At 38.9% G+C, this 23,761-nt stretch carries 19 protein-coding genes; 12 read left to right on the forward strand and 7 right to left on the reverse strand.

The features are described 5' to 3' along the window. Window position 1: 1 nt before the first annotated feature. The 5 genes from FUA48_RS01890 to FUA48_RS01910 form a co-directional block, all read right to left on the reverse strand. A complete protein-coding gene (locus FUA48_RS01890; RefSeq protein ID WP_147581860.1) occupies window positions 2–1,837 on the reverse strand; it encodes a glycoside hydrolase family 13 protein in 1,836 nt (611 codons plus the stop codon). Between the two features lie 69 nt (window positions 1,838–1,906). Then, entirely contained in the window at window positions 1,907–4,216 is a 2,310-nt protein-coding gene (locus FUA48_RS01895) for a glycoside hydrolase family 65 protein (RefSeq protein WP_147581861.1), read from the reverse strand. A gap of 1 nt (window position 4,217) precedes the next feature. Further along, the gene (gene pgmB / locus FUA48_RS01900; protein WP_147581862.1) at window positions 4,218–4,874 is read right to left on the reverse strand and encodes a beta-phosphoglucomutase; all 657 of its coding nucleotides are present in this window, start codon (window positions 4,872–4,874) and stop codon (window positions 4,218–4,220) included. A 12-nt stretch (window positions 4,875–4,886) separates the two neighbouring features. After that, entirely contained in the window at window positions 4,887–6,239 is a 1,353-nt protein-coding gene (locus FUA48_RS01905; protein ID WP_147581863.1) for an MFS transporter, read from the reverse strand. A 203-nt stretch (window positions 6,240–6,442) separates the two neighbouring features. Next, window positions 6,443–7,465: a LacI family DNA-binding transcriptional regulator gene (locus tag FUA48_RS01910; protein WP_147581864.1), complete on the reverse strand. Its 1,023-nt coding sequence runs from the start codon at window positions 7,463–7,465 to the stop codon at window positions 6,443–6,445. 227 nt (window positions 7,466–7,692) lie between these two features. Here FUA48_RS01910 and FUA48_RS01915 point away from each other — a divergent pair, with 227 nt between their 5' ends. The 11 genes from FUA48_RS01915 to FUA48_RS01965 all read left to right on the forward strand — a co-directional run bounded on the left by FUA48_RS01915 (window position 7,693) and on the right by FUA48_RS01965 (window position 21,079). Further along, window positions 7,693–10,770: a SusC/RagA family TonB-linked outer membrane protein gene (locus tag FUA48_RS01915; RefSeq protein ID WP_168196927.1), complete on the forward strand. Its 3,078-nt coding sequence runs from the start codon at window positions 7,693–7,695 to the stop codon at window positions 10,768–10,770. 16 nt (window positions 10,771–10,786) lie between these two features. Then, window positions 10,787–12,334: a RagB/SusD family nutrient uptake outer membrane protein gene (locus FUA48_RS01920; protein WP_147581865.1), complete on the forward strand. Its 1,548-nt coding sequence runs from the start codon at window positions 10,787–10,789 to the stop codon at window positions 12,332–12,334. Window positions 12,335–12,350: 16 nt separating this feature from the next. After that, a complete protein-coding gene (locus FUA48_RS01925) occupies window positions 12,351–13,457 on the forward strand; it encodes a SusE domain-containing protein (RefSeq protein ID WP_147581866.1) in 1,107 nt (368 codons plus the stop codon). A 53-nt stretch (window positions 13,458–13,510) separates the two neighbouring features. Continuing rightward, window positions 13,511–16,378, forward strand: a complete 2,868-nt coding sequence (locus FUA48_RS01930) for an alpha-amylase family glycosyl hydrolase (RefSeq protein WP_147581867.1) — start codon at window positions 13,511–13,513, stop codon at window positions 16,376–16,378. 134 nt (window positions 16,379–16,512) lie between these two features. Further along, window positions 16,513–17,070 carry a hypothetical protein gene (locus FUA48_RS01935; protein ID WP_147581868.1) on the forward strand — a complete coding sequence of 186 codons (558 nt, stop codon included), beginning with the start codon at window positions 16,513–16,515 and terminating at the stop codon, window positions 17,068–17,070. A 32-nt stretch (window positions 17,071–17,102) separates the two neighbouring features. Continuing rightward, entirely contained in the window at window positions 17,103–17,480 is a 378-nt protein-coding gene (locus tag FUA48_RS01940) for a hypothetical protein (protein ID WP_147581869.1), read from the forward strand. A gap of 214 nt (window positions 17,481–17,694) precedes the next feature. Beyond that, on the forward strand, window positions 17,695–18,150 hold the full coding sequence (rplM, locus tag FUA48_RS01945; RefSeq protein ID WP_147581870.1) for a 50S ribosomal protein L13: 456 nt from the start codon (window positions 17,695–17,697) through the stop codon (window positions 18,148–18,150). Continuing rightward, window positions 18,151–18,537, forward strand: a complete 387-nt coding sequence (gene rpsI, locus FUA48_RS01950) for a 30S ribosomal protein S9 (RefSeq protein WP_129752104.1) — start codon at window positions 18,151–18,153, stop codon at window positions 18,535–18,537. Window positions 18,538–18,702: 165 nt separating this feature from the next. Then, window positions 18,703–19,461, forward strand: a complete 759-nt coding sequence (gene rpsB / locus FUA48_RS01955) for a 30S ribosomal protein S2 (RefSeq protein ID WP_147581871.1) — start codon at window positions 18,703–18,705, stop codon at window positions 19,459–19,461. A 100-nt stretch (window positions 19,462–19,561) separates the two neighbouring features. Further along, the gene (tsf, locus tag FUA48_RS01960; protein WP_147581872.1) at window positions 19,562–20,386 is read left to right on the forward strand and encodes a translation elongation factor Ts; all 825 of its coding nucleotides are present in this window, start codon (window positions 19,562–19,564) and stop codon (window positions 20,384–20,386) included. 99 nt (window positions 20,387–20,485) lie between these two features. Next, the gene (locus FUA48_RS01965) at window positions 20,486–21,079 is read left to right on the forward strand and encodes a hypothetical protein (RefSeq protein WP_147581873.1); all 594 of its coding nucleotides are present in this window, start codon (window positions 20,486–20,488) and stop codon (window positions 21,077–21,079) included. A 53-nt stretch (window positions 21,080–21,132) separates the two neighbouring features. Here FUA48_RS01965 and FUA48_RS01970 read toward each other — a convergent pair whose 3' ends face one another. Beyond that, the gene (locus FUA48_RS01970; protein ID WP_147581874.1) at window positions 21,133–21,708 is read right to left on the reverse strand and encodes a hypothetical protein; all 576 of its coding nucleotides are present in this window, start codon (window positions 21,706–21,708) and stop codon (window positions 21,133–21,135) included. A 69-nt stretch (window positions 21,709–21,777) separates the two neighbouring features. Then, the gene (gene ald / locus FUA48_RS01975; RefSeq protein WP_147581875.1) at window positions 21,778–22,872 is read right to left on the reverse strand and encodes an alanine dehydrogenase; all 1,095 of its coding nucleotides are present in this window, start codon (window positions 22,870–22,872) and stop codon (window positions 21,778–21,780) included. Window positions 22,873–23,061: 189 nt separating this feature from the next. Between ald and FUA48_RS01980 the strand changes: the two genes are divergently transcribed. Beyond that, window positions 23,062–23,715, forward strand: a complete 654-nt coding sequence (locus FUA48_RS01980; RefSeq protein WP_147581876.1) for a queuosine precursor transporter — start codon at window positions 23,062–23,064, stop codon at window positions 23,713–23,715. The last annotated feature ends 46 nt before the right edge of the window (window positions 23,716–23,761 follow it).

Raw genomic sequence — 23,761 nt, forward strand, 5'->3', positions numbered from 1 at the left:
TTTATTTTAGTTCCAGTACCATAACCGATTTTGGTTCCATGCTAATTTCGTTAGCAAGATTTACCTTTTTACCGGTTAGTACATCGGTTCCTGTTGTGTAATTTTTAATGTTGTCTGCAAAGCGAATTGTACCAAAAGTCCTGGATTCATTGCTGTTATTCATTACTACCATTACACTTTCCTTAGTATTATACCTAAAATATACATATACGTTATTGTCCGGCAGGTAGTGTGTGGTTTTACCGTTATGGATAACATCCTTATTTTTTCTCCAGTTTAGAAGTTTAGATGTAAAGTCAAAGAATTGTTGCTGCTGTGCAGTACGCCCTGATTTTGTAAAGGCATTATTGCTGTCGCCATCCCATCCACCCGGGAAATCCCTGCGGATATCTGCATCACCTTTCCCCTTATCTCCTGCCATACCTATTTCACTGCCGTAGTAAATTTGCGGAATACCGCGTACGGTAGCAATAAGTGTAAGTGCCATTTTGTATTTATTGATATCCCCTTTATAGATCTCATTAAAGCGGCCTGTATCATGGTTTTCCATAAATACCAGGATGTTGTTGATATCAGGATATAAAAAGTCGTTCGTAAAATTATCATATACCCTTTGCATACCCGCATCCCAGCCGGATTGGTCTTCGTTAAACACTCCGCCTATGGCATCGTGCAGGGTAAAGTCCATTACACTTGGCAGGTAAGAGTTATAGCTTTGTATAGCCGCAATCTTACTGTCCTTTTGCCAATAGGCCATTTGCGCCTGATCGTGCATCCATACCTCACCAACAATATTAAAGTTAGGATACTCATCGGTAATGGCTTTTGTCCATTTAGCAATGCCTTCCTTGTCGTTATAAGAATAAGTATCCACACGGAAACCATCTAAATCGGCATACTCAATCCACCAGATAGCATTTTGGGTAAGATAGTTAAGCACTAAAGGGTTCGACTGATCTAAATCGGGCATTGAAGGCACAAACCAGCCGTCCATACACTGCCTTGCATCGGTTTGTGAGGCATTAGGATCAAACTGGGTTGTCATCCTGTAATTGGATTGCGAATACCCCGGAAACTGATGAATCCAGTTGTAAGTCGGTAAATCCTTATACATCCAGTGTTCAGCCCCCCAGTGATTGGTAACATAATCCATGATAAGTTTCATATCACGCTTTTTCAGCTCTGCCGAAAGGCGCGCATAATCTTCATTGGTACCATACCTTGCATCTATTTTATACACATCACTTTGACCGTAACCATGATAGGAATAACCTTTATCGTTATCCTCACAAAGTGGTGTGCTCCATACAGCCGTAGCACCCAGCTCATCAAGGTAATCAAGGTTTTTTATTATTCCCTCTATATCTCCCCCATGACGGCCACCCGGCAGGCTCCTGTCGCCTTTCTCATTTAGGGCTTTACTGGTATCGTTATCAGGATTTCCGTTTGCAAAACGATCGGGCATTAACAGGTAAATTACATCCGAAGAATCAAAACTGTCCCTTTGCGACGAGCCTTCCCTTCTGTTTTTAAGTGTATATTTCTGAGTGAAAGCTGTTTTGTTCTTATTGTTCTTAAAATCGAAAACAAGCTCTCCGGCAGGAACACCTTTAGTGTCAACAGTCACAAAAACATAGTTTGGATTTTCGGTCTTTATTACGTTGTTAATAACCACCCCGTTACAAACAGGTTGATACTGCGCTATATTCTTTCCGTAAAACATAATCTGCAGTTCAGGATTATGCATACCACTCCACCAAAAAGGCGGCTCTACCCTGTCTGCCTGAGCAAAGGCAAAAGTGCAGCTAAAGACTAATAGGTAAAATATTTTTTTCATGTATTTCGTTTGATGCGGTATTATAAAAAAGCCTGCAATACCCAAAGGATATTACAGGCTATATAATAATTATATTGTTACAGCCTTATTAGGCTCAACTTTTACTTCTCTTCCGTGTACAAATACGGTAAGTTCTTTATCACCTTCAAGGTCAAATCGCGTTTCACCCGAATGTACCGATATCTTCACAATCTGATTCCTGAAATTAATCTTGAATGAATATCCTTTCCACTGTTCAGGGATTCTCGGTTCAAAATGCAGCTGCCCGTTTTTAACACGCATGCCGCCAAAACCTTCTACAATACTCATCCAAGTACCAGCCATACTGGTAATATGAAGCCCTTCTTTAACCTCTTTGTTATAATCGTCAAGGTCAAGTCGTGACGTCCTTAAATAAAACGTGTAAGCCTGCTCCATCCTACCCAGTACTGCTGCCTGTATAGAGTGTACACATGGCGAAAGTGAAGACTCATGTACCGTAAACGGCTCATAGAAATCAAAATGCCTTTCCATATCTTCCCTAGTAAAATGATCTTCAAAGAAATAGAAGCCTTGTAGCACGTCTGCCTGTTTGATATACGGCGAACGAAGAATCCTGTCCCAAGACCATTTTTGGTTAATTGGCCTTTGCGAACGGTCAAGGTCGCTTACCCTTACCATTTCCTTATCAAGGAAACCATCCTGTTGCAGGTATACCCCATGCTCTTCCGAATAAGGGAAGTACATGTTATCGGCAACCTTTTGCCAGTCTCTTATCTCTTCAGCACCAAGATTGGTTAACGCCATTATACGATTATGGTCTGCTGTAAACTCCTCTTTTACCTTAATAATATTTTCTATGGCATAATTAATACACCATTGTGCAATATAGTTGGTATAGAAGTTATTGTTTACATTGTTCTCATACTCGTTAGGACCTGTAACCCCTAGTATAACATACTTGTTCTTAGCTGTTGAGAACGTAGCTCTCTGATGCCAGAAACGTGCAATACCAATAAGCACTTCCAGTCCTTTTTCAGGAATGTAGCTGTAATCTCCGGTAAAGCGGTAGTAATTATAAATCGCAAAAGCAATAGCCCCGTTACGGTGAATTTCCTCAAAAGTAATTTCCCACTCGTTGTGGCACTCCTCACCATTCATGGTAACCATAGGATATAGCGCAGCGCCATTGGTAAAACCTAACTTTTGCGCATTTTCTATAGCCTTACCTAACTGATTATGACGATAGGTTAACAGGTTACGTGCCACCTGCTGGTCTTTAGTAGCCATATAGAACGGAATACAGTAAGCTTCGGTATCCCAGTAGGTACTACCTCCGTATTTTTCTCCCGTAAAACCTTTAGGCCCTATATTTAGCCTTGGATCCTTACCTAAATAGGTTTGGTTTAACTGGAAAATATTAAAACGGATTCCCTGCTGTGCCTTTACATCACCATCAATAGTGATGTCTGCCATTTCCCAAATACCTGCCCAAGCCTGTTTTTGTTCTTCCAGCAAAGCATCATACCCTTTGCTAACGGCATTAGCAATTACAGTTTTGGCCGCATCAATAAGAGCTATCTCATCATGGTTAAGCGATACCGTATAACCACCAAATTTTATAATCGCTGCTGTTTCTCCTGCATTGGCCTGTAGCGCATAACTAAACTGAACTTTATCATTAGTAGCCACTACATCTCCTGTCGCTACAGTTGTTGGGTTACCATTAAGCAACAGACTGTTGTGCATATAGGTAGCCGCGGTAAAATGTGTCTTAAAAGTACGTGCCGTTACAAAGGCATCGTTCCCTGAATATTGAGAGTCCAAAGGTTCCCAAAATTTTTCTTCCCAGTTGGCATCCTCATTTTTTACCCCTGCATCCACATAAGGTTTAAATACAATTTGTGCCGATTGGTTAACCGGAGTTACCTCATATTTTATAACACCAAGTTCATCCTCAACTAATGATAAGAACCTTGTTGCATTTACTGATACCTCTACACCATTTTGCAGCACTGCCGTAAATGAGCGGTTGTACCAGCCCTCTTTCATGTTAAGTTCTCTCCTGAAGTTCTTTACCTCTTTACAGGCATTTAAATCCAACAGCTCACCGTTAACCTCTACATTAATACCTATCCAGTTTGGTGCATTTAAAACCTTGGCAAAATATTCGGGATAACCGTTTTTCCACCATCCCACTTTTGTTTTGTCCGGATAGTAAACGCCCGCAATATAGCTTCCCTGAAACGTATGTCCTGAATAATGTTCTTCAAAATTGGCACGTTGCCCCATGGCACCGTTACCTATACTAAATAAACTCTCGGAAGATTTTACCCTGTCCGCATCAAATCCTTCTTCTATAATTGACCAATTATCCGGTACTATATAATCCTGGTTCATTTTATGTGTTTACTAAGGTTTGTAAAAAATTGTTGTCGATTTCCGTGAAATCGTTAAAGTTGTATTGCGCCTCATTAAGAATATCCTTGTGCCCAATACCCACACTTACCATTCCTGCAATATTTGCTGCCTGAATACCCGCCACAGAGTCTTCAAAAACAATAGACTCCGATGCCGTTTTGCCTAACAGCTTTGCTGCCCTTACAAAAACTTCAGGATCGGGTTTTGCATTGGTAACATCGTTACCGTCTACAATAACATCAAAATAGTGCAGTATGTTTACCTTTTCTAAAATTGGCCTCGCATTTTTACTTGCAGAGCCCAATGCTATAAGCTGGCCGTTAGCTTTTAAAAACTGAAGAACTGTTATTACCCCTTCCAGAATCTCATCTTCTTTCATATTGGTTATATAACCAAGGTAATCTTCGTTTTTTTGCACCAGCCACTTATCCTTATCTTCCTGTGAAGCCTCTATGTTCCCTAATCCTAAAATAATTTCAAGGGAACGTACACGGCTTACACCTTTAAGCAGTTCGTTATGTTCATGCGTAAAATCGATTCCCAGCTGAGAAGCAATTTTTTGCCACGCTAAATAGTGGTATTTTGCAGTATCTACAATAACCCCGTCAAGGTCGAATATAAATGCTTTCGTTTTCATTAATCTTTCCTGTTATAGTATTTCCTTTGATTTTAAGTCATCAACGTCCTTAACCCTCGACACAAGAAGGGCTGCGATAATAAAGCTTACACCACTTGTCATAATTGCATAAATAGCATTGCCGTTGTAAACATATTTTACAATAGGGCTACCTATAAGTGCATTTACAATTTGCGGTATAACAATGAAGAAGTTGAATATCCCCATGTATACTCCCATTTTTTTAGGAGAAATGGAGCCCGCAAGTATGGCATAAGGCATAGAAAGTATACTTGCCCATGCAATACCAACGGCAACCATAGAAACTACAACCCAGTCTTCATTTGGCATAATGTAGATTGAAAGCAAACCTAATCCACCTATAAAAAGTGATATTGAGTGTGTAAGCTTCCTTCCTAGTTTTGCAGCTATAAAAGGCAAACAGAAAGCGAATATGGCAGATACAGCATTATACACACCAAACAGAATACCTACCCAGTCTCCTGCGTTTTGATATTCGTTGCTGGATGAATCGTTAATGGAAAGTCCATAAATATGCTGTGCAATGGCAGGGGTAGTAAATACCCACATACCAAAAAGGCCAAACCAGGAGAAAAACTGCACCCAGCTTAGCTGACGCATTGTTAAAGGCATTTTAGCAAAATCCTTAAAGATATCCGTTAGCTTTGGCTTTATAGCCTCTACCTCAGGTTCGGCAGCCTTTTCAAATGCTTCCATTTCTTCGGGCGTATACTCCTTAGTTGTTAAAACAGTAACGAGTATACTTATTACCAGTATTACCGCACCAATAATAAAAGAAAGTGTAAGATTTAAAGGCACACTGTCGCCTATCCTTTCATTAGAAATACCAAACCATTTGGTTATTACATAAGGTAATACAGAACCGATTACTGCTCCAAAACCTATTAATGCGGTTTGCACACTAAAACCCAGTGTACGCTGATCGCTCCTAAGGTTATCTGCCACCAGTGCCCTAAAAGGCTCCATGGCAATGTTAAAGGAGGCATCCATAATCATAAGGAAACCGGCACCTACCCATAAGGCAGGCATAAGCGATATAAAAATATCGGCCTGTGGCATTAGCACCAATCCTATGGAAGCAAGCAATGCCCCCGCAAGAAAGAATGGTTTTCTCCTGCCAAAACGTGTCCAGGTGTTGTCGCTGTAATGCCCTATTATAGGTTGCACTATAAGTCCCATTAACGGGGCTATAATCCAAAACCAGGAAAGGCTGTGCACATCGGCACCAAAAATCTGAAGGATTCTGCTGGCATTTGCATTTTGTAATGCAAAGCCCATTTGGATTCCAAGATACCCGAAACTCATGTTCCAGATTTCCAGGAAACCTAATCTACGCTTTTCCATTATCGTAATTTAAATTTATAATACGATAAGCGCGTGGCTTATCAAAACTTACTTTTTGTTGCGAAGTGAAGTATAAGCTTTGATAATCAGTGACAAATATATATTATTTTTAATCTAATAATATGCTTTTAAATATTAAATTTTTTAGAGCAGGCTCAAAAACACAGTTTTTAAAATACTGAATTACAAACAATTAAACAAAACTACAACGTTGGCGTAGATTCTCGCTCAACCAGGTGAGTTTCTATCACTTCGGTACGGTAATGTTCGTCTTCCTCCTCCATTTCAAGTCGGTCAATCAGCATTTTTGCTGCGCGGCCTCCCATTTTAATTCCGTTTTGGCTAACCGTAGTTATGCTAGGTGTAGAGAACTGCGAAATGATACCATCGGTAAATCCTATAACCGAAAGATCTTCAGGAACATTAACCCCCATTTTTGCTGCCAGCTTAATGCTTGTTACCGCAAAAAGCTCATTAACCGCAAATATGGCATCGGGCTTTTGCTCATCCAGCAGTCGCTCAATCTTAACCGAACAGTTTTCTATATCCTCTATCTTAATGATCATCTCCTCCTGTATTGGCATGTTATGATCCCTAAGTGCCTTAAGGTAACCCTCTGTTCTTAGCTTACCTACACTAACATAGTCTACCGTAGTAACAAGCGCTATCTTTTTAAAGCCTTTGTTTATAAGATAATCTACAGCCTCATAAGCTGCCATCTGATCGTCTATTATTACTTTATCGCAAAATACATCGTTAGTAATCCTGTCAAACATAACTACAGGCATGCCCTGATTGATAACCTCTACTATGTGGTGAAAGTCCTTTTTAAGCTGGGTTTCTTTAGAAAGCGACATAATGAAACCGTCTATACTGCCATTTGCCAGCATCTCCATATTGATAACCTCCTTATCAAACGACTCATCTGAAAGACATACAATTACGTTGTAGCCATTTTCGTTTGCTACCTGCTCTATACCGCTAATAACAGTGGCAAAAAAGTGGTGTACAATCTCGGGAATGATAATCCCAATTGTTTTTGTCCTCTTGTTCTTAAGACTTAATGCAATATTGTTAGGCTTGTAGTTATATAGTTTAGCAAATGCCTGAACTTTTTGCCTTGTATCCTCGCTTATTTCAGGGCTGTTTCTTAGTGATTTTGAGACAGTTGAAATAGATACATCCAGTTCTCTTGCAATTTGCTTTAGCGTGACTTTTCTTTTCATTTTATCGATAAAAAATAACATTTCGTAAATAAAGGTAATCTTAAATTTTATTAGTAGCAATATTCTCACGCAATTATTGTAAATTAAGAAAAGTTTTCAACACGCAAACGTTTTCGGTGGGTTGTAAATACGAAAACGTTTTTTTGAGTCAGGATTTTACATAATTTTAACATTCGAAGTGAATTATAAGCAAAAACAAAACACAAAATTAACCCAAACAAATTGTAATGAGAACAATGTATAAAAAGTTATTGCTTTTGTTACTACTGCTCCCGTTAAACATGCTGGCTCAGAGCACTTTAACAGGGGTTGTTAGTGATGGCGCAACCGGTGAGCCACTCCCGGGCGTAAACGTAATTGTTGAGGGTACTACAAACGGTACCGCAACCGATATTGACGGTAAGTTTACCCTCACCAATATTAACAACGGCGAACGCATTGTATTCAGCTTTATCGGTTATGCCGATCAGGTTATTGAATACAGCGGACAATCCTCTTTAACTGTTAGCTTACAGGAGGATACCACTCAACTTGAGGAAGTGGTGGTTATAGGTTACGGTACAACAACAAAAAAAGATGCTACAGGTGCTATAACTACCGTATCATCTAAAGACTTTACCAAAGGAGCTGTAATGAGTTCAGACCAGCTTATAGTAGGTAAGGCACCGGGTGTAAGGATTACCAATGCCGGTGGTGCACCGGATTCGGCTCCAAACATCAGGATAAGGGGAGGAAGTTCGCTTTCAGCAAACAACAACCCGCTTATTATTATTGATGGTATACCTATTGACAATGTTAACCCGGCAGGTGTAAACAACCCTTTATCTCTTGTTAACCCAAATGATATTGAATCGTTTACAGTACTAAAAGATGCATCGGCAACTGCAATTTATGGTTCAAGAGCATCAAATGGTGTTATCATTATTACAACTAAAAAAGGTAGTTCAGGTGCTCCTAAATTCAATTACTCGTCTTATGTAGCTGTTAGTAAGGCTACACAAAGTATTGATGTAATGGACAGCGCATCGTTTGTACGTTTCATTCAGGAATATCACCCTGGCTTCACCAACTATCTTGGTGTAGACGACCCGACTACTGATGCTGTAGATGACCCAAGTACTCCTCAAATTGAAGGACGAAACATTTATGACACTAACTGGCAGGATGAAATTTTAAGAACGTCTATTTCTACAGACCATAATTTTAGTGCAAGTGCAAACCTTTTTGGAAAAGTGCCTTTTAGAAGCTCAATTGGTTACACTAAAAACGAAGGTCTTGTAAAAACCAACGATTATGAGCGTTACACAGCAACCATTAAAGCTACTCCTACTTTCCTGGACGACCATTTAAAAGTAGATGTAAATGCTAAAGGTTTCTGGATAGACAAAAACTCTATTGATGAAGGTGGTGCTATAGGCGGATCGCTTAATATGGACCCTACAAAACCGGTATATGCTGACGGTGATGTAAACAACTTTGGTGGTTATTACCAAAACACTACAGCTGCAAACCCTCTTGATTTTGACGGACAATATAACCCTGTAAACCTTTTACAGGAAAGAAGAAGGCCGGAAGTGGTAAACAAATTTTTAGGTAATGTGCAGTTTGATTATAAAATGCATTTCTTACCTGAATTAAGAGCAGTTGTTAACCTTGGTGCTGAGGCCTCGAGAGCTAAAATTACCGAAGAATACGGACAGTATGCTTTTGCTACTTATCAGTTTGACAACGTTAACGATACTTTCGTATTTAACCCAGGTGTAAACTATAGGGAAACACAACACATTACAAACAAAACCCTTGATTCTTACCTTGCCTATACTAAAAACTTCCAGGGCTTTTTAACACGCATAGATGCTCAGGCAGGTTACTCTTACCAGAGTTTTGTAAATGATGGATATAAAACGATCTATCAGTACAACACCAATACAGGTTTAAGAGAAGAAAGAATAAATGAAGCAAATCCTACTAACAGGTATTACAACAAAATGGTTCTTGAATCTTTCTTTGGCCGTGCAAACGTAGACCTTATGGACAAGTATCTGTTTACTTTTACATTAAGGGCAGATGCTTCTTCATTGTTCAGAAAAGACCTTCGTTGGGGTTACTTCCCTGCAGCAGGCTTTGCATGGAGAATAACTGATGAAAGCTTCCTTAAAGACAATACTACTATTAAAAACCTTAAACTTCGTTTAGGTTACGGACAAACAGGACAACAGGATATTACAGGAACTGCAGGTTTCTACCCAAGCTCTCCTATATTTAGCCCTGGTGACCCTAACAGCCAGTACCTACCTGGAACAAACACTTATAGCGCTAATCCTTTTAACGACCAGCTTACATGGGAAACAACTACTACTTACAACGTTGGTTTAGATTTTGCCTTCTTTAAAAACGACCTTATCTCAGGTAGCGTTGATGTTTACCAAAGAGATACCGACGATCTTCTAGTTAAGTCTTCTGTACCTCCCGGACAATTCCTAACAAATGAGATTACTCAAAATGTAGGGTCTATGACTAACAAAGGGGTTGAACTTGGCTTAACAATAAGACCTATTGTTACAGAGGATTTCACTTGGGATGTAACAGGTAATTTTGCTTACAACATCGGGGAAGTTAAAAACCTTAAGGATGTACAGATGATTGACGCTACTGAGTCTGGATTACCGGTACAAACAGGTGTACGCCTTGCACGTCACAGCGTAGGTGAGCAACCATACTCTGCATGGGTATTTGAACAACTTTATGATACCGATGGCAACCCTATAGTGGGTGCTTTTAAAGACAGAAACGGCGATGGTGTTATTACTAACGACGACAGATATTTTGAAGCATTAAGACCAAACTGGACTTATGGTTTCAGCACTAACTTCACTTATAAGAACCTTGATTTTTCTGCAAGCTTCCACGGACAGGCAGACGGACAGGTATACAACTCGGTTAAACTTGTTGGCGGATGGACAAACAGAGCCTTACCGAATAACACTAACAGTTTAAACAACGTACTTGATTTTTACAATGGTGCTGCCGACCCTCGTTTTGAAACTATTCAGGGTAACATACCATTATCTGACTATTATCTTGAAAATGCAAGTTTCCTTAGATGTGACAACCTTACTTTAGGTTACCGCTTTAATAACCTTATAAAAGACGGACAAGGATCGTTAAGGCTTTATGCTGCAGTAAATAACGTATTCCTTATAACAAAATACAGTGGTCAGGATCCGGAAAACTTCAATGCGCTTGATAATAATTTCTATCCTCGTCCAAGAGTATACAGCTTAGGCTTAAACTTTGATTTCTAAAAAAATTATTATGAACATGAAAAAATTAAATACAAAGATAATTCTGGGTATAGGCGCCATGCTGTTTATGTTCTCTTCCTGTACGGATGACCTTAACACAGAGCCTAAAGTAGAATTGTCTATAGAAAATCTTTTAGCACAGGATCCTAATGCTATAGAAGGGCTCCTTTCTAAAATGTACGGTACTTTTGCCTTATCCGGACCTAACGGACCAGGCAGTTCTGATATATCGGGTCCTGACCCGGGTGAAACGGCTTTCTTGAGAAGCATTATCAACCTACAGGACTTTACTACCGATAATATGAAAAACCGTTGGGGTGATGATGGTTTGGATCAGTTAACTACAACTTCAGACTGGGATCCTAACAACAAGTTTTTCAGATACCTGTATGATCGTGTATATTACATTGTTCCACAAACTACAAACATTATTAAAGTTCTTGATGGTGTAGAGGTAAACAATGAAGCACAAATTGTAGGTGAGCTACGTTTTATAAGGGCTCTTGCCTATTATTATATGATAGACTGCTTTGGTAAAGGTGTACTTGTAACTACAGAGAACTACGGAGAAACATCTGCACTTCCTGAAGCTTCAAGAACTGAACTTTTTGATTATGTTGAACAGGAACTTTTAGCCATTGAAGATATTGTTCCAGACAATAATGGTTACGGAAGAGCTAATAAAGCTACTGTTCGTATGTTATTGGCAAAACTATATCTTAACGCCGAAGTTTATACAGGTAACGCTCGTTACAGCGATGCTTTAACCTATACCTCTAAAGTTATTGATGAAGGAGGCTATACACTTGCAACAAACTTTGTAAGTAACTTTTCAGGGGACAACGATACTTCTACAGAGATAATTTTCCCTCTGATTGCAGATCCTGTAGTGAGCCAGAGCTTTGGTAATACCACTTACATTGTAAACGGTTCTACAAGTACCGAGACAATGAATATTATGGACTTTGGCACTACCGATGCATGGACAGGACACAGAGCTACAAAAGCATGGTACGGACTTTATGGTGACCTGGACACTACCACAGATGACAGAGCTCAGCTTTTCTGGACTGAAGGACATAACTATGAAATGACCGATTATAAAATCTGGGCAGACGGATATCCGTCTATCAAGTTTAGGAATACAAACTTTAACGGACCATCAACAGCTACAAGTTTCTCAGGAACAGATTTCCCTATGTTCAGGCTGGCAGATGCTTACCTTATGTATGCAGAATGTGTTTTAAGAGGTGGCGGCGGCTCTAACACTCAGGCGCTTGACTATGTGAATGAGGTAAGAGAAAGAGCACATGCTACAGCAATAACATCAGCTCAGCTTAATCTTGACTTTATTCTAGACGAGAGAGCAAGAGAGCTTAACCTTGAAGGACACAGAAGGACAGACCTTATCCGTTTCGGTAAATTTACAGGTGGTTCTTACTTGTGGCCATGGAAAGGAAATGCTCAAAACGGTGCCTCTATACCGGCAACCTACAAGCTGTTCCCTATTCCTCAAAGCGCCCTACAGGCAAACGTTAACCTAACACAAAACCCAGGCTATTAATTAAAAAAAAATCAAGATGAAAAAAATATTCAGCTTTTCTGTTCTTGCATTATTGTTCATGTCAATAATGTCTTGTTCAAGTGATGACGATATCACAGTTGTTCAATCAGACTCTGCCCCGGTACTTATTTCTCCGGAAGATGGCACAAGCATAGAACTTACCCAGGAACTGGCAGACAACCCTGCCCTTACACTGGTTTGGGACCACAGCGTATACAGTGTTGACACACAAATTGATTACACTATAGAAATGGCTGTTTCAGGAACTGAATTTGCAGCTCCACAAACAGTAGGTACAACAAGCACTCACGTTTACAGTATGAGTGTGGTAGAACTTAATACTGTTGCAGTTGGTTTAGGCCTTACACCTTTTGAAGAAGGAAGCATTGATATAAGAGTTACTTCATCATTAGGTGACAATGCAGACCTTGCCATGACATCAAACACTATTACTATTAATGTTACTCCTTACGAAAACATAGAGCCTCAGGATCCGGTTCTGTTTTTTGTAGGTGCTCCGCAGGCATACTATGGCCTTAACGCTTGGGATAACACTACAGCAATACCAATGAGATATATTGGTGACGGTACTACCCTGGTATTTGAAGCTTATGTAAAAGTTGGTTCTGCAGACGGATTTAAATTCATAGGACAACAAGGAAGCTGGGACAACGGAAACTATGGTACTATAGGTGGTGCTCAGGATGGTAACCTTGAAAATTCAGGAGGAAGCAGCGATATTAAAGTTGCTGAAACTGATGGTGACGGACTATACTATGTATGGGTAGACATTGACAACCTTGAGTACAAATCAGTTAAAATGGACTGGGGTATTATAGGTAGTGCTACAGCAAACGGCTGGGATGGTGAAACTGCCATGACTTATGACTTTGACAGTAACTCATACAGCATTGCAGCAACCCTTACCGAGGGTGAGATGAAATTCAGATCTTCTAATACTGGTAACTTTATAGCAGGAGATGCATGGAAATTCAATGTAGGTAACAGTGACCCAATGGTAACTTATAACCCGGGCGCACCTAACTTTGCTGTTAGTGCAGGAAGTTATAACATCGACTTTTCTTTAGACTTTACAGGTACTGCAACTGTATCCGGACTTTAATAATTGTTTAAAAAAGGGCTGTTTAATACAGCCCTTTTTATCTTTTTATCATCATGAAAAAATTTACTCAACTATTACTTTTATTAACCGCTTCAATAGGTTTTGCCCAACAGCAAAATGTTACCTATTCGGTTTCGCCCACTACCTTTAATGAAGATGAGTCTATCACCATCACCATTAACGGTTCAAGCGTTAACGAGGCTACGTGGGGTGTTACAGGCAATGCCCTGTACCTTTGGGGCTGGTCTTATGATCTTAATGACGAAAACTCTATGGACTGCCCTACCAATGGTTCATGGGGAAGCTCAAACGAAGCTAACAAATTCACATACAACTCAGGTACCGATACCTATACAATGACCTTTGTCCCTACTACTTTTTATAACAGGACCGGGATAGGCTCTATAGGCTTTTTAGTAAAGGCGAAAGATGCTAACGGCGATAAAAAATCACAGGACATTATTTTACAGGTAGGAAACTTTCAGGTTTCGCTTACCACTCCTGCAAACAACAGCAATACTATTATTGCTTCGGGAAGTAATTTTAGCATAGCAGCCACTAACACAGGTGGTACTGCCAATTACGAATTGTTTGCTAACGGTATTAGCATAAATACTGCTGCAGATGTAAGCTCTTATAATTATACTGACAACAATATAACCGCGAACAGAAACTACGAACTTGTAGTTATACAAGGTGCTAATTCTATTAGCAAAACATTCTCGGCAATAGTAAATCCGGGTAGTTTGGAAGAGGCTATGCCTGAGGATTATGAAGACGGTATTACTTATAACCAAACTGATGCTACTAAAGCCGTATTGGTTTTAGACGCTCCAAATAAAGACTTTGTATATGTAGCGGGTAGTTTTAATAACTGGCAGCCTACATCGGCCTATGCCATGAAAAAGGATACAAACTCGGGTAAATTTTGGATGGAACTTACAGGGTTAACGGACGGTGAAGTTTACACTTACCAGTATTGGGTGGTTGATGAAACACCTATCGCCAATTCTCCAGCCCTGGTTAAAACAGCCGATCCTTATTCTACTTTAGTACTGTCTCCTTATGATGACCCTTACATCCCTGCCTCTAAATACCCTAATTTACCAACATATCCTGCAGGACAGGAACGCGAAGTAACAGTACTTCAAACCGGTCAGGCTGAATATGACTGGCAGGTAACCGATTTTGTAAAACCTAAAAAAGAAGACCTTATTATATATGAGATACTTGTTAGGGATTTTGATTCGGATATGAGTTATCAGGATCTTATAGACAGGATAGACTACTTTGTAAACCTAAATGTAAACGCCATAGAGCTTATGCCGGTTATGGAGTTTGAGGGTAACGAAAGTTGGGGGTACAACACGTCATTCCATCTTGCAAACGACAAGTTTTATGGCCCTGCCAATAAACTTAAAGAGTTTATAGACCTTTGCCATGAAAACGGTATTGCCGTTATACTTGACGTAGCCTTAAACCATGCCTTTGGCCGTAACCCAATGGTAAGAATGTGGATGGACGACCCTGATGGCGACGGTTGGGGAGGTCCAAGCACCGAAAATCCTTATTTTAATACAGAGGCAAAACACTCTTATAATGTAGGTAACGATTTTAACCATCAACAGGCAAGAACCAAAAATTATGTAAAAAGGGTTGTTAAGCACTGGGTTGAAGAGTTCCATATAGATGGTTTCCGTTGGGACCTTACAAAAGGTTTTACCCAAAACTGTACAGCTAACGACGAAGCCTGTACCAATGCTTATCAGCAGGACAGGGTTGATGTACTTAAAGAATATGTAGATTATTCATGGAGCCTTGATCCTACCCATTATGCAATATTTGAACACTTAGGCACAGATGCCGAAGAACAGCAATGGGCTAACTACAAAATTGACGAAGGTAAGGGTATAATGATGTGGGGTATTCTCAATGCCCAATACAACCAGCTTACAATGGGTTATGCCGACAACTCTAACATAAACAGAGTAGGCAGCAACAGCCGTGGTTTTACAGGTAAAAGACTTGTAGGTTATGCCGAAAGCCACGACGAAGAACGATTAATGTTTAAAAACCTAGAGTACGGTAACAGCAGTAATGCTTCACACAATGTAAAAGACCTGAATATTGCACTTAAAAGAATGGAGGCTCTTGGAGCAGTATTGCTGCCTGTACCGGGACCAAAAATGATATGGCATTTTGGCGACCTGGGTTATGAGCTCTCTATATTTACCTGCAATAACGGAACAGTAAACCTACCTGGCGGTACAGATGGCGACTGTAAACTGGATACCAAGCCGCAACCGCAATGGGAAGAGGACTGGATTAACGACATTACACGTCAAAAAGTATATTATACATGGAGCAGACTTAATTACCTTAAAAAACAGGAAGATGTTTTTGAAGGCGATTACCAGATAACCCCTTCATCGGGCAATTCGCTTACTCCTAAAATCCATATCTGGAACGATGCACTAACAAGTGCCGACCTTAAAGACGTGGTTGTTATCTCTAACTTTAATGTTACAGCTCAAAACATAGATCCTGATTTCCCTTATACAGGTACATGGTATAACTTAATGAACAATGAGGAAATTGAGGTTACCGATGTAAACGGTGTTATAAACCTTCCTGCCGGTGAGTTCAGGATATATGGTAACAAACAGGTAGAACTGGGTAATAGTGAGTTTGAAACTCAAAAAATAGTTCTATACCCTAACCCTGCAACTACGCAATTTACTTTAACTGCTGATGTAAACAGTGTTGAGATATATAACATTACCGGGCAACTGGTAAAAACATTTGGTGCATCGCAGGCTTATGATGTTTATGACATCAGTACACTTGCAAAGGGACTATACCTTGTTAAGGTAAGTGACTCTTATAACAACAAGAATACTTTTAAAATGATAAAAGATTAATTTGAGCAAGTTTTAGTTAAGTTCTTAAAGCCTCCTGGTCAAGCAGGGGGCTTTTTGTTATATAAATCATAAAGAAATGTGAAAAACAAAATGTGAGCGGTAATTTTGCGTTCCTATTTGAAATGAAAATGAAAATGAGAATACAAAAAATCGTTCTTTTGCTTTTAACAGCACTATTATTTACACAATGCGACACCGTGAACAATGTGTTTGGCAGTAACAACAAATCAAAAAAAACAACTGCATCACGTTCAAGGACTACCACAAAAAGATCTTCAACAACCACATCAGGCTCCCGCGCTCACTACAACATACAGTACAGGGACGACTTTCTTTCGGTATCCGACAGGGAAAAAGAAAAAATACTGGAAGAGTCTAAAGCTACCGAAGACAATTACTCACTGCTTATCTTCACTAAAAACTTTAAGGGAGAAAAAATAGTGGTAACATCTGAAGATAAAAGGCTTTTTAGCGGTTACCTTATCTCTAATGTAAAAACAGGCTATGCCGATAAACTTACCATAGACAATACAAAAGATGTAAAGGTTTTTGAAAACCTTACTAAAAAAGATATCATGATAGACAGTAAACAGGCTAAAAAGCACAAGTTTATCTATCTTCAAAAAGACAATTCCAACAAAGAAAGTCCTTTTGTATTGGTGTACAGCAATACGTTAAGACCATTGGATTAGTATTTTTTCTATTTTAGCAAAAATTTAAAACCATGCCTCTTTCAGATTCAAACCTAAACTCATTAATGCTCGAAATACATAACAGTATTAACAGCTATAGTAATGAGCTATCAGAAAATGTTACTTACCCTCCGGGTGGTGAACTTACAGAAGCTGAAAAAGAAGAGCTGAAAAAAATCAGCAATAATCCTGTTTTAAAAAGTGCTTTGCAAAAAATAACTGCCGACACAGCTGCTGCAGTTGTATTCGATATTTTCTGTCTTATAGACGGAGTAACAGACCCTGCAGATGAATGGACAGGCATTAAACTTGAGGATATAGCTGAGGATGAAGAACCTGAACCGGAGGAAATGATGTTACATGATAAATTTTATGACACTTATCCTGACCGGGATCAGCATAAAATATAACATTTGAACTATCCCGGGCTATCTCATTGAAGAAAAAAGAGATAAGTAATTTCAAACTTTGCCTAATTAAAGAATTAGCATACCTTTACCCCTCTCATCTTCAAAAAATTATCTCAAAAAGAATAATTTTTACATCTATTTGAATTTCTAATAAATAATTGTACTTTTGCATCCCCTTTATTGGGGATGGAATGTTTAATTAAATAAATTTATTGTGAACACATTAAGCTACAAGACAGTTTCAGCTAACAAAGCTACTGCTCAGAAAGAGTGGATTATTGTTGACGCTGAAGGTCATAATTTGGGCCGTTTTGCTTCAAAAGTTGCTATGCTTCTTAGAGGTAAATACAAAACAAATTATACACCGCACGTGGACTGTGGAGATAACGTAATTGTTATTAATGCAGAGAAAATCAATCTAACAGGAAACAAGATGGAGGACAAAACTTATATCCGCCACACTGGTTACCCTGGAGGTCAAAGAAGCATAACTGCTAAAAATGTAATGGCTAAGAACCCTGCAGTATTAGTAGAAAAAGCTGTAAAAGGAATGCTACCTAAAAACAAATTAGGTGCTGAGCTATTCCGTAATTTAAATGTATATGTAGGTTCTGAGCACAAACATGACGCTCAAAAACCTAAAACCGTTAACTTAAACGATCTAAAGTAAATGGCTACTATTCACAAAATCGGTAGAAGAAAAACCGCTGTTGCGCGTGTTTACGTTACTGAAGGTAACGGTAAAATCACCGTTAACAAAAAAGACTTAGAAACTTATTTCCCTACAGCTACTTTACAGTACAAAGTAATGCAGCCTCTTGCAATGACAGAGAACGCTTCTAACTTTGACGTAAAAGTAAACGTATACGGAGGTGGTATAACAGGACAGGCAGAAGCTGTAAGAATGGCTATCGCAAGAGCAATGTGCGAAGTTGACGCTGAAAACAGAAGCATCCTTAAACCGGAAGGTTTATTAACAAGGGATCCTAGAATGGTTGAGCGTAAGAAATTCGGTCAGAAAAAAGCACGTAAAAGATTCCAGTTCTCTAAACGTTAATATGCTGTTGTCGAAATTATTTCGATTCAGTTCATTTTTTATTATTGAATTTAAAACAAAGTGTTGTTGTCCCGCAAGGGAGTTAGTTTAGCATCTAAATGGCTAAGGCCGGAAAAACCGCCACTTATCCATTGCTTACTCAACAGAACGTAAACTATTACAAAAATGGCAAATAAAGTAGAAGTTAAAGACTTACTAGAAGCAGGTGTTCACTTTGGACACATGACTAGAAAATGGGATCCAAACATGGCTCCTTACATTTATATGGAGCGTAATGGTATTCACATTATCAACCTATATAAAACTGCTGCTAAAATAGAAGAGGCTAACGAAGCCCTTAAAAAAATCGCAGCATCAGGCAGAAAAGTATTATTTGTTGCCACAAAAAAACAGGCAAAAGATATTGTTGCTGAAAAAGCAACTGCAGCAAACATGCCGTTCATCACTGAAAGATGGCCGGGTGGTATGCTAACTAACTTCGTTACTATCAGAAAAGCTGTTAAGAAAATGGCTTCAATTGATAAAATGAAGAAAGATGGTACATTTAACACGCTATCTAAAAAAGAGCGTTTACAGGTAGATCGTCTACGTGCAAAACTTGAGAAAAACTTAGGTTCAATTGCTGACATGACCAGATTACCAGCTGCACTGTTTGTAGTAGATATTAAAGCTGAGCACATCGCTGTAAAAGAAGCGCAAAAATTAAACATTCCGGTTTTCGCAATGGTAGATACAAACTCTGACCCAAGAGAGGTTGATTATGTAATACCTGCAAACGATGATGCTTCAAAATCAATCGACAAAATTTTATCTTTAGTTACTGGCGCTATCGTTGAAGGTCTTTCTGACAGAAAGTCTGAAAAAGATGAGCAGGAAGCAACTGCTGCTAAAGCAGAAGCTCCAGCAACTGCTACTGAAGAATAAAAATAACATTACAATAAAGTCGTTGTGCTGGTATATGTTTACTTTTGTAGCCATTATCAACATAACGACTTTTAATTTTAACTATTAAAAATAAATCAAAATGGCAAATATTACTGCTGCTGACGTAAATAAATTAAGGCAAACTACAGGTGCCGGTATGATGGACTGTAAAAAAGCCCTTGTTGAGGCTGAAGGAGATTTTGATAAAGCAATCGAAATCCTTCGTAAAAAAGGACAGAAAGTTGCTGCTAACAGAGCTGACAGAGAGTCTTCTGAAGGTGCTGTAATAGCTGTTGTTAATGCTGATAAAACTGCAGGTGTTGTTATCTCTCTTAACTGTGAGACTGACTTCGTTGCTAAAAACGAATCTTTCGTTAACCTGGCTAACGAAATGGCTAATCTTGCACTTAACTACAATACTAAAGAAGAATTACTTGCTGCTCCTTTCAACGGAATTACTGTTGAAGAGAAACTTACTGAGCAAACTGGTGTAATCGGTGAGAAAATCGAGATCGGTGCTTTTGAAAGACTTGAAGGTGCATTTGTAGGATCTTATATCCACGCTGGTAACAGAATCGCTACTTTAGTAAGTCTTTCTGCTAACGTAGAAGGTGGTGAAGAAGCTGCTAGAAACGTTGCTATGCAGGCTGCTGCTATGGCTCCAATTGCTCTTAACGAAGAAGGTGTTGACGCTGAAGTAATCGAGAAAGAAATCGAAATCGCTAAAGATCAACTACGTCAGGAAGGTAAACCGGAAGCTATGTTAGATAACATCGCTAAAGGTAAACTGGGCCGTTTCTTTAAAGATAACACTCTTGTTAACCAAGACTACATTAAAGACAACAAACTAAGCGTAAGCGGTTATGTTAAGTCTGTAGACGCTTCTCTAACTGTAACAGGTTTCAAAAGAGTTGCACTTGCTTAATTAAAAGCATAACATAAACAATATAAAAGCCCGAATCATAGATTCGGGCTTTTTTTGTTGCATTTACATCTTACCTTTAGTTATCAAAAACACCCAATAATGAAAAGAATACTAGCCACTACCCTTCTTCTTATCGTAGCCTGCGGAAAACAGGAAAACAATCAATTGACCGAGCCTGCAACTCATGATAATACATCCAAAATTTCGGATAAATCAGCAATAACTGAGCCTTCTACCGAAGCCTTTCTTGAAATAGCCGTATTAAATGAAACTGAAAAAATAAAAGCTTATCTGATTCAAACCAAAACACAGGAAGGTAATCCTGCAGAAGGCGGCACATCAGCGGAATACATAGTCCGGTTTAATAATCCCAGCATACCTGAACTTAATATTGGATGCTGTGAGGCCACACTAATTAATGAAGGAGATTTAGATAACGACAAAAAAGACGAATTATCTGTTTTTAGCGCACCGATGAACGGATGCCTGTACAGCATGACTACCTACACTTTAAAACAAGGCAAGTGGAAAACTATTATTGAGCCTTTTATTATCCCTACAGCTTGTGAGGACTATTCTTTAGAACAAATAAATAGCTTGATTTATAAAGAAGGTGAGGAAGTATATATAAATGAACCGGATATAAATGATGAGAATTTTACACCAATAAAAAAAGAAATCAAATTAAATTAACAAAAAGCCAGAATCATATGATTCTGGCTTTTTGTTTTATCAGTAACACTATACTATTTACTGCTTCTTATTAATATTTCATAGGTTCGTTTGGTATAAACCAACTCCCTTCGTTTAGCCATTTCTTCTTTTTCACTTTTCCACTGTAAATCAGCTATGGCTTTTTCATTAATCTCATAAAAAGTGTTTGAAGCAACAAGGCTTTCCTCCTCCGTTAACGGAGACGCCAGTAACAACTTATAAAACCTTTCAAAATTAGGAAGATTGCTCTTTAGGCTCAATTGTTCTTCAATAAAGTATTTTTTCACCTCATCACTACCTTCAGAAATTATCCTGTCTCCCATTATACTAAACCAAAAATTCTTAAGGTTATCATGATAATCGGGTGCTGTAACCTCAATATCACTTTTATAGCGATCACACAATTCGGCAAGTGTAAAGCTGTTTTGGTCAAACGATTTGTATACGAGTTTGCTGCGAGGTATATCACCTTGCCCCGTTGGCGGATCATCATCATGAACAACATGTACATTCATACTATTTATAGCTGTTTTAACTTCTTTTGTGTTCTCATCAGAGCACGCTATAAACAGTAAAAAAACCGGAAGTACTAAATATAATCTCTTCATAAGGCTGGCGGTTTATGGTTAACAATAAAGTTTAAAACACTAAATATAAGCAATTTATGTTTACAAAAACTAAATAAACGGTAATTCAAAAACTTCCAATAGCTCTTTAGCCACAACCTGACCTTTTACAATACTTCGTCCCGCTGCAAGGTCAGGGTTAAGCTCACATGCTTTTTCCCATCCCAGATTTGCAAGCTTTAAAACATAAGGCAAGGTTACATTTGTTAATGCCAGTGTAGAGGTATAAGGTACCGCACCTGGCATATTAGTTACACAATAATGCACAATATCATCCACCACATAAGTTGGGTCATCATGTGTAGTTGGTATGGTCGTTTCAAAACAGCCTCCCTGATCTACAGCTACATCTACCATAACAGTTCCCGGACGCATTTCCTTAAGCATATCGCGTGTTATTAAATTAGGCGCTTTAGCACCCGGTATAAGCACAGCCCCAATTATAAGATCATGGTTTTTAATATGCCGCTTTATATTATATACACTGGAAAACTCAGTAACAACATGGTTTGGCATAATATCATTAACATAACGAAGACGCTTCATATTAATATCTAAAATAGTCACGTGGGCACCAAGCCCGGCAGCCATCTTAGCGGCCTGCACCCCAACCACTCCGGCACCTAACACAAGTACCTTCCCGGGAGGCACACCCGGTACACCGCCCAAAAGCACTCCTCTGCCCTTTATGGGCTTTTCAAGGTATTTGGCCCCTTGCTGTATAGCCATCCTACCGGCAACTTCACTCATTGGGGTAAGTAACGGCAATAATCCGTCTTCATCCCTAACCGTTTCATAAGCTATGCAAACGGCTTTACTTTCTATCATGGCTTCGGTAAGCTCCCTGCTGGAAGCAAAGTGAAAATAGGTGAATACAACCTGGTTTTTCTTAACAAGGCTGTATTCATAGTCCACGGGTTCCTTAACTTTCACTATCATATCTGCCATGGCATAAACAACTTCGATGGTGGCTAACAAAAAGGCACCTGTATCCCGGTAATCATCATCAGAGAAGCCACTTCCTTCCCCTGCTCCTTCCTGTACAAATACCTGATGGCCGCAGTTAACCAGTTCAAAAACGCCTGCCGGTGTAATTCCTACACGGCTCTCAAAATTTTTAATTTCCTTCGGAACCCCTATTTTCATACAACTAAACTTTAAAAATTAACCAAATATAACAAACAACCCCCTTAATTCATGTGTTTGAATTCAAATAATTAACATATTTTTAAAACACACCCCTTGAAAACATGAAAATATAGCACAGTTTATCAACATTATATACTTTAACATAAAAATCTTACTTTTGATAAAATCCCCATTACGTTTACTATCATGTTTCAATCCAGAAAAGACACTATTTACGTTATACTTGCCGGAATTTTTATAACCAATGCCGTTGTAGCAGAGCTTATAGGAGGTAAACTAATTAACATAGGCCCCTATGTTATGAGCATAGGTATTTTACCCTGGCCTGTGGTGTTTTTAACTACCGACCTTATTAATGAGTACTTTGGCCGCGAAGGTGTAAAGAAGCTATCCTACATTACCGCAGGCCTTATTGCCTATTGTTTTATAGTCCTTTATTTTGCTCTTATGATTCCTTCGGCAAAAGGATTACCCACAGTTAACGATGAACAGTTTAATGCCGTTTTCGGGCAAAGCATGTGGATTATTGTAGGAAGTATAACTGCTTTTTTAGTATCTCAGCTTATAGATATAACCGTATTTCATTTCTTCAAGGAAAAGACAGGAAACAAGATGATCTGGCTGCGAACAACAGGGTCTACAGTAATCTCTCAGCTTTTTGACAGCTTTATTGTATTAGGTATTGCCTTTTGGATGACAGGGAAGATAAACACCCCCACTTACATTGCTTCGGCATTTACAGGTTACTTTGTTAAGCTTGTAATAGCCATTGCCCTTACCCCTCTTATTTATGCAGGCCATGCGTGGATAAGAAAATACATGGAACCTCAAAAAGAGTAAGCTGCTGAACCTAAGAAAAAAAGCGGATAACCCCACAAGGTTTTTT

Source organism: Flavobacterium alkalisoli, assembly GCF_008000935.1.
Lineage (GTDB): Bacteria > Bacteroidota > Bacteroidia > Flavobacteriales > Flavobacteriaceae > Flavobacterium > Flavobacterium alkalisoli.